This is a genomic window from Amycolatopsis thailandensis (assembly GCF_042723255.1).
In the GTDB taxonomy this organism is placed as follows: Bacteria; Actinomycetota; Actinomycetes; order Mycobacteriales; family Pseudonocardiaceae; genus Amycolatopsis; species Amycolatopsis thailandensis.
Genome location: NZ_JBHXJK010000193.1, coordinates 1 through 12,398, shown reverse-complemented (window position 1 = coordinate 12,398; position 12,398 = coordinate 1). Strand labels below are relative to the sequence as shown.

The window sequence follows — 12,398 nt, the reverse complement described above, 5'->3', positions numbered from 1 at the left end:
GAGACGACCGGCAACCCACCCTGCCCACCACCCCACCACAAGATCAACAAGCCCCACCAAGATCACCTAACAAACACACCGGTGGATCCAGGTTGGCGGTCTCGCAACGAGTGTCCGGCAGCGGATGTCCTAGGGTCGGTCGCATGTTTTCGATCGCGCAGAGGACGGCGGTTCGGGACGCTCTTCTGGGGTGGGCGCGCGATGACGCCGAGGTGAGCGCTGCGGCATTGGTCGGCTCCGCGGCGAAAGGCCGTGAGGACGCTTGGTCGGATATCGACCTGGCGCTGCGTATCGCGCCCGCGGTGGAGCCGGACGAGGTCAGTGCTCGCCAGAGGCGTCCTCTATCGGGTCTTTCTTTTGGCCAGCTCGTTGCAGATCGATGTTTCGTTCTGGCCAAATGATCAGTTCCGGGCGATCGAGCCTTGGCTGTACGGGTTGCACGCGCGCTCCGCGATCGCACGGGGTCGTCGATGGCAGGCCTTGATGATGCTCGACGGCGTGCGCGATCAGACCATCGCGCTGGCCTGCGTCCGTCATGGTCTCAATCCGCATCATGGCCGGGATACCGACAAGCTCCCGTCCGAGCTGCTCGACGAGCTCATGCGGGCGCGCGCGAGCACGACGGACGATCACGAACTGCGCCGGGCGAACAAGATGTCGGTCGAGGCGCTCGTGCGGGAGATCGCCCGTCATGACGAGGCACTCGCGCAGCGCCTCGCGAGGCCGGCCGAGGCCCTCGCTCTCTGACACGGTCGGTACCTGCGTAACCCGAGCAGCACGACCTCCGTCCGGAGATGCTGCCATTCTGAGCCGTTGCCGAAATACGGCGATGAGCGCTCCTGGGTCCCGATAAATCGGCTGCGGCCGCCTCAGCGGCCAGGCACCATGGCCACATGCCGGATCTTCATTGGGACGAGGTCAAGTGCTTCTTCGACCCTGATTTGATGGGCACGCTTCCCGACGTGCTCGTCCCGAACGCCTCGACAGAGGACTGGCAGGCGGTATTCGATCTGGTCGAGGCGCGTGGTTGGCAGTGGGAGTTCCGTCAGGCCGACGAGAGCCTGCCTTTGCCTCCGGCGGCTGAAGCACTCGCTCACCTGGAGGAGGGCGAAGTAGGGGAGTTCCATGTCTTCCCGGTTCCGGAGATGCTCGTGATCTTCCGTCTCATGTCTGCCGAGGAGATCGACTTCGACGTCGACTTACGAGAGTTGCAGGGCCAGGCCGGCGTCGACAACCTCTGCGGCTTCCTCGCCGAGATCGGGCGAAAGCTGGGCAAGCCGGTTCTGATGCTGCCGGAAGGCGGAAGCCCAGCCCATCCGAATCTCGGGTTCGATCCAACGGTTGATCGAGTGGTGCTGCTGGCCGATCCACTTCGCTGAATCCACGCCGGCCGGATCAGAACCCGATCGGCAGCCCCGCGTAGTTCTCCGCCAGCCCCGCCCGGCCCGCCTCACTACGCGCCAGCCAGCGCAACTGCGAAAGCTGCAACTGCCGGTCGAACGGATCGCCCGACTGGTGCAGCATCGTCGTCATCCACCATGAGAAGTGCGTGCACCGCCAAACCCGGCGCAGCGCGGTGTCGGAGTAGGCGTCGGCGAGCGTGGAGTCCTTGTCCCGCAGCAAAGCGGCCAGCGCGGGAGCGAGGAGGGCGACGTCGGCCACGGCGAGGTTGAGGCCCTTGGCGCCGGTGGGCGGCACGATATGGGCGGCGTCACCGGCGAGGAACAGGCGCCCGTGCCGCATGGGTTGCTGCACGAAACTGCGCATGGGCAGCACGCTCTTCTCGGTGATCGGCCCGGGCGTGAGCGTCCAGCCGTCCTGGCCGTGGCCGAGCCTGGTCGCGAGGGCTTCCCAGATCTGTTCGTCGGACCACGTGCCGATGTCGGTGCCGTTGGGCACCTGCAGATACAGCCTGCTGACGGTGGCCGAGCGCATCGAGTGCATGGCGAAACCGTCGGGATGCCAGGCGTAGATGAGCTCGTCGGTCGAAGGGGCGACGTCGGCGAGAACGCCGAGCCACGAATAGGGGTAAGTGCGTTCCCAAGTCTGCTTCGCGGCGTCGGGAATCGCGGTGCGGCAAGGCCCGAAGGAGCCATCGCAGCCGACGACGACGTCGGCGTCCAGCCGTTGCGGCGTGCCGTCCGGGCTGGTGAAAGTGACGTAGGGCTTGTCGGTCTCGAGGTCGTGCACGGCGGTGTCGGTGACCTCGTAGTGGATCTGCTGCCCGGCCGCCGCTCGCGCCTTGCCGAGATCCTTGGTCACCTCGGTCTGGCCGTACACGGTGACACTCCGCCCGACCAGGTCCACGAAGTCGAGATGGTGCCGTTCCTCCGGCCATTGCAGATGGATGCCGCGGTGCTCGTCGCCTTCGCGGTCGAGCCGGTCGGCGAGTCCCGCCGCACGCAGAAGGTCCACTGTGGACTGTTCGAGGATGCCTGCCCGGATCCGCGCCTCGACGTACTCGCGGGAGCGGGTTTCCACGATCACCGATTCGACTCCTGCCAGATCGAGCAGATGCGACAGGAGGAGTCCGGCCGGGCCGGCGCCGACGATGGCGACTGGGGTGCGCATGACCGGAGTCTGGTCGCGCCTAGGGCGAACTCCTAGCGCTCGCTTCCGCTCAGTGAAACTCGCAGGCTCCGGCTGATCCCGGCGGCGGCCACCTGGAGCGCGGAGACCAGCCGCGCCCGGCCACGGCTCAGATCCGGAACGACCAGCCCGAGCGCCGCGACGACGTCACCGTCGGGGGACGCCCGGATCGGAACGGCGACCGAACAGGCGCCTTGGCTCATTTCCTCGACGGTCTGCGCGTAACCCTCCCGCCGGACCCGTTTCAACTGCTCGCGCAGCCGCCCGGGCTGCGTGACGGTGTACGGCGTGACGCGGGTCAGCGAGGCCAGCACCTGCCGCTGGACGTCCTCCGGAGCCCAGGCCAGCAGAACCTTCCCGACGCCGGTGGCGTGCAGCGGAAGCCGGCCGCCGATCCGGCTGACCACCGGCACGGACGCGTTCCCGGAGAGCCGGTCCAGGTAGAGCACCTGGCCACCGTCCCGCTCCCCGAGATGCACCGTGGCACCGGTCGCGCCGTAGAGATCCTGGAGGAAGGGTGCGGCGACCTGCCGCAGTTCGAACTGGACGGGGGCGAGCAGGCCGAGATCCCAGAGCCGCCTGCCGATGGCGTAGCGGTCCTCGCGTCGCTCCAGGGCGCCCAGGCCCACGAGTTCGCGCGCGAGCCGGTGCGCGGTGGGCAGCGGCAGATCGGCCCGGCTCGCCAGTTCGGTCAGCGACAGCTCGCGGTGGTCGACGTCGAAGGCGCCGAGCAGCGCGAACGCCCGTGAGACGACGCCGGCGCCGGGGGTGGACAGGTTGCCGGGCATGCGCCCAGCTTCTCACTGAGTGGAAGTCAGGGCGAGTCCGAGCCACAGTCCGGCGACGGCGAACACGATGGACGCCGGCACGGTGAGCAGCCCGAGCCGGGTGAACTCGCCAAGATCGGGCCGAGTGTCGTGCCGGTGCAGGATCCGCCGCCACAGCAGCGTGGCCAGCGACCCGACGTAGGTGAGGTTCGGCCCGAGGTTGACCCCGATGAGCACGGCCAGCACCACGGGTGTCCCGCCCGCGGTGGCCAGCGGCAGCAGGACGAGCACCGCGGGCAGGTTGTTGATCAGGTTGGCGAGCACGGCCGCCACCGCGGCGGCGCCGAGCAGGGCGAGGAACGAGCTGGACGTCGGCACCAGGTGGCTGAGCGCCTCGTCCAGGCCGTTGTCGACGACGGCGCGGACCACGATCGCCAGCGCGAGGACGAAGGCGAGGAACGGGATGCTCGCCGACTTGACGATCGCGGCGGGGGAGGTCCGGCGCTGCGCGAGGGCACGGCAGGCCAGGACGGCGGCCCCGGCGAACGCGGCCCACGCGGGACTGACGTCCAGCAGCGACGTGACCACGAACCCGGCCAGCGTCAGGCCGAGCACGACCAGGACGAACGCCGGGACCTTCCCGGCCGGGACCGTCTTCCCGCCGCGGGGCCGGGCCGCCAGGTCGGCGGCGAAGAACCGGCGGAACACCAGGTACTCGGTGAGCACCGCTGCCAGCCACGGCAAGGTCATCAGCGCGGTGAACCGGAGGAACGAGATCCCGGTCGCGGCCACGGCGAGCAGGTTGGTCAGATTGGACACCGGCAGGAGCAACGACGCCGAGTTCGCCAGATGTGTGCAGGCGTAGGCGTGCGGTTTGGCCCGCGCGCCCATCCGCGCGGCGGTGGCGAACACGACCGGGGTGAGCAGGACGACGGTGGCGTCCAGGCTGAGCACCACGGTGACCGCCGCGGCGACGGCGAACACCGCCGGCAGCAGCCGTCGCGGCTTGCCCCGGCTGAACCGGGCCATGAGCGTCCCGGCCGCCTGGAACAGCCCCTCGTCGTCGCACAGCTTGGCCAGCACGAGCACCGCGGCGAGGAAGCCGACGACCGGGGCGAGCCTGGCCACCTCGTCGAGGGCGTCGGAGAACGAGATCGCCCCGGCCGCCAGCACGATCCCGGCGGCGGGGACGGCGGCGACCGCTTCCGGCAGACCGCGTGGCCGGATCACCGCGAAGGCCAGGACGATCAGCAAGAGCGCGATGGACACCATCTCGCCGGGAATGCCCGTCAGGGGAATCCTCCTCCGTGTGAAGCCGACTTCGGCAATCTAAGCTGGGTCTGGTGCGTGAGACGAACTGGGCGGGCAATCGGACCTTCACCGCGGAGCGGATCCTGCGGCCGCGCACGATCGAACAGGTGCGGGAAGCCGTCGCCGGAGCGACCGCGGTCAAGGCGCTCGGCAGCAGGCATTGCTTCAACGACATCGCGGACTGTCCCGGCGGTGTCCAGCTCGACCTGTCCGTGCTGGACGTCGAGGCCGAACTCGACGTCGACGCCGCGACGGTCACGGTGCCGGCGTCCGCGCGGTACGGCGACGTCGCCGTCCAGGTGCACGAGGCCGGGTTCGCGCTGGCCAACCTCGCGTCGCTGCCTCATTGCACGGTGGCGGGCACCGTCGCGACGGCGACGCACGGCTCCGGGCGACGGCGTGGTCGTCGGTCTCGGCGCCTTGGGCGTGGTGACCCGGCTGACCCTCGACCTGGTGCCGTCCTTCGAACTCCGCCAGGACGTCTTCGACGGCCTGTCCTGGGAGTCGGCGTACGAGCGTTTCGAGGAGATCCAGGACGCCGGCTACAGCGTCAGCATGTTCACGAACTGGGCCCGCGACACGATCGACCAGGTCTGGGTCAAGGGTTCAGGACTGCCCGGTGCTGAATTCTTCGGCGCGAAGGCGGCGGACGCGCCCCGGCATCCGGCGCACGCGGCGGGGATCCGGGCGGACAACTGCACCCGCCAGCTCGGGGTCCCGGGGCCGTGGCACGAACGGATCCCGCATTTCCGTCTGGACTTCACGCCCAGCGTCGGGAACGAACTCCAGACCGAGTACTTCGTGCCCATGAAACACGCCGTCGAGGCTATGGAGGCCCTCCGTGGCATCGGGCACCGGCTCGCGCCCGTCCTGCTCGTCTCGGAGATCCGCACGGTCGCTGGGGACGACCTGTGGCTGAGCCCGTTCCACGGCGGCGACCGGCTCGCGCTCCACTTCACCTGGCGGCCCGAGGAGGACGCGGTCCGCGCGCTGCTGCCGGTCATGGAGGAACGCTTGGCGCCCTTCGGGGTCCGCCCGCATTGGGGGAAGCTCTTCCACCACGCCGCGGACTACCCGAGACTGGCCGATTTCCGGGCGCTGGCAGGCGAACTGGACCCGCACGGCAAGTTCCGGAGCCCGTTCGTGCGGCGGCACGTCTTCGGGGAGCGCTAGTCCGACTGCGACCAGGCGGCGACAGGCAGTGAGAGATACACGCCGACGTCGTCGATCCCCGTCGCCGATTCGATGCTCGTGCGCAGCAGGTCCACCCGTTCCTGGCGGTTGTCCGCCCGGCTGGGGAACCACTTCGACCGGACCTCGACCAGCAGGTCCAGCCCGAAGCGGTCGAACGGTCCCGGCTGCCGGAAGCGCAGTTCGACGTCGCCCGGCTGAAGGTCTCCGTCGTAGGGCTCCTCGGGGCATTCCACCGCGACGGACACGAGATGCGGCAGCACCGAGCCCAGCTCGCGCAGCTTGGCTTCGGAAAGTTCGGGGGAGTAGGTGATTTCCACGAGAGGCACGACACCAGCCTAGGGCAGGCGCGAACTGCTATCGTGGCGGTAGTTGCTTGCTCGCACGGGAAGATCCCCGGCTGCTGCACTGGGGCCGCACGTTTCTCCCGAGGAGCTTCCATGTCTCTTCCCCTTGCCCGTCGTATGGACGGCGTCACCAGTTCTCCCGTGCGCGACCTGCTCGCGCTCACCGCCCGCCCGGGCGTGATCTCCTTCGCCGGTGGCATGCCCGCGCCGGAACTGTTCGATGTGGACGGCCTCCGCGCCGCTTTCGATTGCGCGCTCGACGGCGAGCCCGGCCGCCGCGCACTCCAATACTCGCCCACCGAAGGGAATCCGCGGCTGCGTGAGCTGCTCGCCGAACGACTGTCCGATCGCGGGCTCCCGACCACTGTGGACGATCTGCTGGTCACCACGGGGTCGCAGCAGGGCTTGCAGTTGCTGAGCACCGCGTTGCTCGACCCCGGTGCCACCGTGCTGGTGGAGGAACCGGTGTACCTGTCCGCGTTGCAGTGCTTCCAGCTCGCCGAGGCGCGGATCGTGCCCGTCCCCGGTGACTCGGAAGGGATCGACCCGGCGGCGCTGGACGAGATCGCGGCCAGGGAACGACCCGCCCTGCTGTACCTCGTCCCGACGTTCTCGAATCCGTCCGGCCGCACGATCGGTCCCGATCGGCGCCGCGCGCTCGCGGAAGTGATCGCGCGCCACGGGTTCTGGCTCGTCGAGGACGATCCGTACCACGAGCTGCGGTATCGCGGCGAGCCCGAAGAGCCGATGTCGGCCCGTCCGGAACTCGCCGGCCGCGCCGTCTATCTCGGCAGCTTCTCGAAGGTGATCGCCCCGGGGATGCGGCTGGGCTGGCTCCGCGCGCCGAGCGAACTCCTACGCCGCGTCGCGATCCTCAAGCAGGCGACCGATCTGCACACCTCGACGGTCGACCAGGCGGCCGCGGCCGAGTACCTGGCCGCCGCGGATCTCGACGCGCACGTGCGGACACTGCGCGCGACCTACAGCGCGCGCCGGGACGCGATGCTGGCCGAGTTGCCCGCGATCACACCACCCGGGACGACGTGGACCGACCCGGACGGCGGGATGTTCGTCTGGGTCACCCTTCCCGGCGGCGCGGACACGGATCTGCTGCTTCCCGAGGCGTTGCGCCATGACGTCGCCTTCGTGCCCGGCTCGGCGTTCCTGGTGGGGGAGCCGGACCGTTCGGCGTTGCGGCTGTCGTTCGCCACGCACGCGCCGGAGACGATCGCGGAGGGGCTGCGGCGGCTGGGCAAGGCCCTGTCCGCGGCGATCTAGTCCGCCTGCGGGCGTCGCGGGGACCCTTCGGCCGCGCGGAAGGTGCGGCGGTAGCTGTCCGGCGGCACCCCGACGGTCCGGTTGAAATGCCGCCGCAAGGTGGCGGCCGTGCCCATCCCGGTGGCCTCCGCGACGAGGTCCACGCTGTCGTCCGTGCGCTCCAGGAGTTCCTGCGCGCGGCGGATGCGCTGATCGAGCAGCCAGCGCAGCGGGGTGGTCCCGGTCGCCGACCGGAAGTGCCGGGCCAGGTTGCGGGAACTCATGTTGGCGTGACGGGCGAGGTCCTCGACGGTCAGCGGCCGGTCCAGCCGCTCGGTGATCCAGGGGAGCAGCCCGCCGAGCGGATGGTCGTCCCGCTCGGGCACCGGGGCGGTGACGAACTGGGCCTGCCCGCCCGCGCGATGCGGCGGGACGACCAGGCGGCGGGCGACGGTGTTCGCGACCGCGGACCCGTGGTCCGAGCGGACCAGGTGCAGGCACAAATCCATCGCGGCCGCCTTGCCCGCCGAGGTGAGCACGCTGCCGTTGTCGACGTAGAGGACGTCCGGATCGACCTCCACCAGGGGGTGACGGGCGGCGAGGACGTCGGTGTGCGCCCAATGCGTCGTCGCGCGGCGGCCGTCGAGCAGACCGGCGGCCGCCAGCACGAACGCGCCCGTGCACAGCGACGCGACCCGCGCGCCCGCCTCGTGGGCGGCGCGGACGGCGTCGACGAGGTCGGCGGGCGGGGCGACGTCGATGTCGGCCCAGCCGGGGACGATGACCGTGTCGGCGCGGGCGAGCCCGCCGAGCCCGTGATCCGGTTCGAGGAGGAACCGGCCGACCTTCACCGGGGCCGGACCGCAGACGCTGAGTTCGTACCAGGGACCGAAGCCCGGCAAGGGAGTGCCGAAGACCTCCTGGGCGATGGCCAGTTCGAACTGGAGCATCCCGTCCGTGGCGGCGAGCGCGACCGTACTCATGTCCGAAAGTGTACGCATGATGGCGTTCCGGACACTGTCAGAGGAGCGATCGCGTCGCCAGGATGGTCCACAGTGGATCGGTCGAGGACAGGGAGAACCCCATGGGTACGTACGACGTCGCGGTGTTCGGGGCCTACGGGCACACCGGGCGGTTCGTGGTGGAGGAGTTACGCGAGCGGGGCTTCGGCGTACTGGCCGTGGGCCGCGACGAGGGCAAACTCCGCGCCCTGCCCTGGACGGACCTGGAGATCCGGCAGGCGTCGGTCGACGACCCGGCCTCGCTCGATCGCGCCTTCGAGGGCGCGCACGCGGTGATCAACGCCGCCGGTCCGTTCGCCGACACCGCCGCGCCGGTGATCGAAGCGGCGCTGCGGGCGGGCGTCCCGTATCTGGACGTGGCCGCGGAACTCGAAGCGAACATGGACACCTTCGCGCGGTTCGGCGACAAGGCGGCCGGCGCGACGGTGATCCCGGCGATGGCGTTCTTCGGCGGTCTGGGCGACCTGATGGTCACCGCCGCCCTGGGCGACTGGACGTCCGCCGACGAAGCGCACATCGCCTACGGGCTGAGCGGCTGGCATCCGACGGAAGGGACCCGCGCGGCGGGCAAGGTCTCGCGGGAGCGGCGGAACGGGAAGAGGATCCGCTTCTCCGGCGGCCGGATCGAGCACCGCGACGACGCGCTGCCGGAGTCGGACTGGGACTTCCCGGCGCCGCTGGGGACCCGCGCGGTGCTCGGCGAGTTCTCGATGGCCGACGTCGTCACCGTCCCGAGTCACCTCGCCATTCCCGAAGTGGTCACCTACATGACCACGAACGCGGCCCGCGAGGTGGTGACACCCGAGACACCGGCGCCGCCCGCCGACGGGCCGTCCGCGCAGACGTTCGTGGTCGACGTCGTCGTGCGGTCCGGTGGCGAGGAACGGCGGATCGTCGCACAGGGGCAGGACATCTACGCGATCACGGCGCCGCTGGTGGTGGAGGCGGTCCAGCGGGTGCTCGACGGGCGGACCAAGGCGACCGGGGTCGTCTCGGCGGGGGAGGTCTTCGACGCGGCCGGCTTCCTGGCGGCGCTGGCCCCGCGGGTGACCGTCACCGGGTGACCTCCGCCTGCCAGCCGGGGTGCGGCAGCCGTGCGGGCGGCGCCGCGCCGGGCCGGTACTCGAAGTGCCACCATTCGTTGTCGTAGATCCGGTAGAGCGCGAAGCGGGCGCCGTGATCCTCCAGCCACTGCGCGCCTTCGCGCGGCCGGACGTCCAGCGCGGTGCCCCGGACGTGCGCGGAATCCTTCGGTGGCAGGACGCGCTTTTCTCCCCGCTCGGTCTCGTCGAGGAAAAGGCGGAGCTGATCGGCGGCGTCACGATGCCCCGAGGTGACGCCGAGCAGCGTGCGGTGCCGCCAGAACGCCTCGGTCCTGGCGGCGGTGAACGCGGCCAGCGTCCCGCCGGTGAGCCCGGCGAGGTCCTCGGCCGGGAATCGCAGCGACAGCGCCCAGCCGCAGGCCAGCCGCCGGGCGTGGCCGGGAGACTTGAGCCACGCCGGGATCAGCAGCAGCACCGCGAGGACTCGGGTGACCATCGCGAAAACGGATTCCTTCATGCCGTCCACACTCGACGCCGCTTGTCCGAGGCCGATCGTGACGACGTGCGCGGACGCCGACGAAAATGTCACCGTTCCGCACGGATCACGCCGTGACACGACCATGACATTCCGTGGACGTTCCGCGGAAACGGGATGGGCACGATGGCGTGTCATGGACGAGCGGATCCCGTCCGGCGCTGCGATAGTCGTCGGCATGCCCAGAGTGCTGCTCATCGAGGACGACCAGGCCGTGCGTGACGGCCTGAGCATGGCGCTGGGCGGACGCGGCCACGCGGTCGACGCGGTGGCCACCGGCGAGGAAGGACTGGCCAGGCTCGCGTCGCGGCCGCCGGACATCGTCGTGCTGGACCTGATGCTGCCGGGACTGGACGGGTTCGAGGTCTGCCGCCGGATCCGGGCCGCGGGCGATCTGCCGATCATCATGCTCACCGCGCGCAACGAGGACATCGACGTCGTGGCGGGCCTCGCCGCGGGCGCCGACGACTACGTGGTCAAGCCCGCCAGGGCGCAGGTGCTGGAGGCACGGATCCGCGCGGTGCTGCGCCGCACCGGGCAGCCGGCGCCCGCGGCGCCCGCGCCCGCCGGGATCGAGCGTCACGGCGATCTCGGCATCGACCGTGCCGGGCTGACGGTGACCAAAGCGGACAGGCCGCTCGCCCTCGCCCCGACCGAACTGCGGCTGCTGCTGGAACTCACGCAGGTCCCGGGGCGGGTGCTCAGTCGCCAGTACCTGCTGGAAAGTGTCTGGGAGCACGGCTATTTCGGTGACTCCCGGGTCGTCGACGCCTGTGTGCAGCGGCTGCGCGCGAAGATCGAGGACGACTCGTCCGCGCCGGTGTACGTCCAGACGGTCCGCGGGTTCGGCTACCGGTTCGGGCCGCTGTGAAGCTCGGTGGCCTGCGCAACCGGCTGCTGCTGGCGTTCAGCCTGCTGGTGGTGATCACCGCGGCGACGGTCGCCGGCGTCAACTACGCCCAGTCCCGCACCGTGATCCTCCAGCAGGCGCAGGACGCCACCGCCCGGGTCCTGGTCGACAAGGCCACCGCGCTGTACCCGCTCGGACCGCTGCCGCCGGGCGACGGGACACTGGATCGGATCAGCGGCGAACTGTCCGATCGCGACTTGAGTTCCCTGGTCCTGTACGAGGACCAGACGAGCGGGAACACGCAGCTCCGATCGCTGATCTCGCCCGAACTCCGCGAGCGGGTGCGGTCGGGAATCGTGGCCTGGCAACGGGTCGACTCCGATGGCACACCGATGCTGGTGGTGGGCACCAGGTTCACCGTGCAGCTTCCGGGTGGGCAGCAGCGGGCTTCGGGTATCGAGGCCTACATCGCCCGCGACATGACCCCGGAGGCGCGGAGCATCGACGAACTCGCCACCCGGGCCTGGCTGCTCGGCGGGCTGGCGCTCGTCTTCGCCATCGGACTGGCACTCCTGGCCGCGCGCGGTGTCCTGCGGCCGGTCCGGGAACTGGGCGACGCGGCGCAGCGGCTGGGGGCGGGTGATCTGCGGGCCCGGGTCGAGGTCCGCGGGACGGACGAACTGGCCGGAGTGGCGCGGACGTTCAACGAGACGGCGGAAGCGCTGGAACGTCATGTCGGCGAGCTGAAACGGATGGAAGCCGACGCGCGGCGGTTCGTCGCCGACGTCTCGCACGAACTGCGTACCCCGCTGGCCGCGATGACGGCGGTCGCGGACGTGCTCGAACAGGAGGCGCCGCGGCTCTCGGGGGACGCCGGTCGCGCGGCGCGGATGACCATCGAAGAGACGCATCATCTGACCCGCCTGGTGAACGACCTCATCGAGGTGTCCCGGTTCGACGCCGGGGCCGCCGCCCTCGCCCCGGAAGAAGTCGACGTCGCCGAGGTGGTCACGGCGAGCCTGCGCATCCGCGGCTGGGCGGGCGAGGTGGAGGGAGAACTCCCCGCCGGGATCTTCGCCGTGCTGGATCCGCGGCGGCTGGACGTCATCGTGGCGAATCTGGTCGGGAACGCGTTGCGGCACGGGGAAAAGCCGGTCTCGCTCCGGCTTTCCGAAACGGGGGAGCGGATCACACTGGAGGTCGCCGATCACGGTCCCGGGCTGGCGCCCGAGGTGCTGCCGCACGTGTTCGACCGGTTCTACAAGGCGGATTCGGCCAGAGCGCGTTCCGGTGGCAGCGGGCTCGGGCTCGCGATCGCCCGGGAGAACGCCCTTCTGCACGGCGGCAGCCTGATCGCCGGGAACGGTGTAAAGGGCGGCGCGGTGTTCACACTGCGGCTGCCTCGTCAGGAGGTGTCGGCATGAGGAAGGTCTGGCTCGCGCTGCTCCTGACGGTTTCGGTGGTCGCCGGGTGCGGCGTCCGGCCC

The 12,398-nt window shown here is 70.5% G+C and carries 13 protein-coding genes and 1 pseudogene; 8 read left to right on the top strand and 6 right to left on the bottom strand.

What is annotated here, in order from left to right; genetic code table 11:
- Positions 1-143 precede the first annotated feature (143 nt).
- The 3 genes from ACFWMR_RS39940 (at position 144) to ACFWMR_RS39930 (ending at position 1,379) form a co-directional block, all read left to right on the top strand.
- A complete protein-coding gene (locus tag ACFWMR_RS39940) occupies positions 144-401 on the top strand; it encodes a hypothetical protein (RefSeq protein ID WP_378382150.1) in 258 nt (85 codons plus the stop codon).
- Positions 402-498: 97 nt separating this feature from the next.
- A complete protein-coding gene (locus ACFWMR_RS39935; RefSeq protein ID WP_378382149.1) occupies positions 499-747 on the top strand; it encodes a hypothetical protein in 249 nt (82 codons plus the stop codon).
- A 146-nt stretch (positions 748-893) separates the two neighbouring features.
- Entirely contained in the window at positions 894-1,379 is a 486-nt protein-coding gene (locus ACFWMR_RS39930; protein WP_378382148.1) for a hypothetical protein, read from the top strand.
- Positions 1,380-1,395: 16 nt separating this feature from the next.
- On the opposite strand, the gene ACFWMR_RS39925 is transcribed toward ACFWMR_RS39930, so the two are convergent.
- Genes ACFWMR_RS39925 through ACFWMR_RS39915 form a run of 3 tightly spaced genes read right to left on the bottom strand, consistent with a single transcriptional unit; the run spans position 1,396 to position 4,628 of the window.
- A complete protein-coding gene (locus ACFWMR_RS39925) occupies positions 1,396-2,571 on the bottom strand; it encodes a 4-hydroxybenzoate 3-monooxygenase (protein ID WP_378382146.1) in 1,176 nt (391 codons plus the stop codon).
- 32 nt (positions 2,572-2,603) lie between these two features.
- The gene (locus tag ACFWMR_RS39920; RefSeq protein ID WP_093937279.1) at positions 2,604-3,377 is read right to left on the bottom strand and encodes an IclR family transcriptional regulator; all 774 of its coding nucleotides are present in this window, start codon (positions 3,375-3,377) and stop codon (positions 2,604-2,606) included.
- A 12-nt stretch (positions 3,378-3,389) separates the two neighbouring features.
- Positions 3,390-4,628, bottom strand: coding sequence for an SLC13 family permease (locus tag ACFWMR_RS39915; RefSeq protein ID WP_378382145.1), 1,239 nt, complete (start codon positions 4,626-4,628; stop codon positions 3,390-3,392).
- Positions 4,629-4,699: 71 nt separating this feature from the next.
- Here ACFWMR_RS39915 and ACFWMR_RS39910 point away from each other — a divergent pair.
- A pseudogene (locus ACFWMR_RS39910) lies at positions 4,700-5,840 on the top strand (D-arabinono-1,4-lactone oxidase).
- On the opposite strand, the gene ACFWMR_RS39905 reads toward ACFWMR_RS39910, so the two are convergent.
- A complete protein-coding gene (locus ACFWMR_RS39905) occupies positions 5,837-6,187 on the bottom strand; it encodes a hypothetical protein (protein ID WP_039919815.1) in 351 nt (116 codons plus the stop codon). The pseudogene ACFWMR_RS39910 and the gene ACFWMR_RS39905 overlap by 4 nt on opposite strands.
- A gap of 111 nt (positions 6,188-6,298) precedes the next feature.
- Between ACFWMR_RS39905 and ACFWMR_RS39900 the strand changes: the two genes are divergently transcribed.
- A complete protein-coding gene (locus ACFWMR_RS39900) occupies positions 6,299-7,483 on the top strand; it encodes an aminotransferase-like domain-containing protein (protein ID WP_378382144.1) in 1,185 nt (394 codons plus the stop codon).
- On the opposite strand, the gene ACFWMR_RS39895 is transcribed toward ACFWMR_RS39900, so the two are convergent.
- Positions 7,480-8,445 carry a helix-turn-helix domain-containing protein gene (locus ACFWMR_RS39895; protein ID WP_378382143.1) on the bottom strand — a complete coding sequence of 322 codons (966 nt, stop codon included), beginning with the start codon at positions 8,443-8,445 and terminating at the stop codon, positions 7,480-7,482. The two genes, ACFWMR_RS39900 and ACFWMR_RS39895, sit on opposite strands and share 4 nt — an antisense overlap.
- A 101-nt stretch (positions 8,446-8,546) precedes the next feature.
- Here ACFWMR_RS39895 and ACFWMR_RS39890 point away from each other — a divergent pair, with 101 nt between their 5' ends.
- Positions 8,547-9,548, top strand: coding sequence for a saccharopine dehydrogenase family protein (locus ACFWMR_RS39890; protein ID WP_378382142.1), 1,002 nt, complete (start codon positions 8,547-8,549; stop codon positions 9,546-9,548).
- On the opposite strand, the gene ACFWMR_RS39885 is transcribed toward ACFWMR_RS39890, so the two are convergent.
- Entirely contained in the window at positions 9,538-10,044 is a 507-nt protein-coding gene (locus ACFWMR_RS39885; protein ID WP_378382151.1) for a D-alanyl-D-alanine carboxypeptidase, read from the bottom strand. The genes ACFWMR_RS39890 and ACFWMR_RS39885 overlap by 11 nt on opposite strands.
- 154 nt (positions 10,045-10,198) lie before the next feature.
- On the opposite strand from ACFWMR_RS39885, the gene ACFWMR_RS39880 reads away from it, so the two are divergent.
- Together ACFWMR_RS39880 and ACFWMR_RS39875 are read left to right on the top strand one after the other, a co-directional pair.
- Complete coding sequence (locus ACFWMR_RS39880) at positions 10,199-10,933, top strand: response regulator transcription factor (protein WP_093937285.1); 735 nt, start codon at positions 10,199-10,201, stop codon at positions 10,931-10,933.
- Positions 10,930-12,336, top strand: coding sequence for an ATP-binding protein (locus ACFWMR_RS39875; protein ID WP_378382141.1), 1,407 nt, complete (start codon positions 10,930-10,932; stop codon positions 12,334-12,336). The genes ACFWMR_RS39880 and ACFWMR_RS39875 overlap by 4 nt, the downstream gene beginning before the upstream one ends.
- The last annotated feature ends 62 nt before the right edge of the window (positions 12,337-12,398 follow it).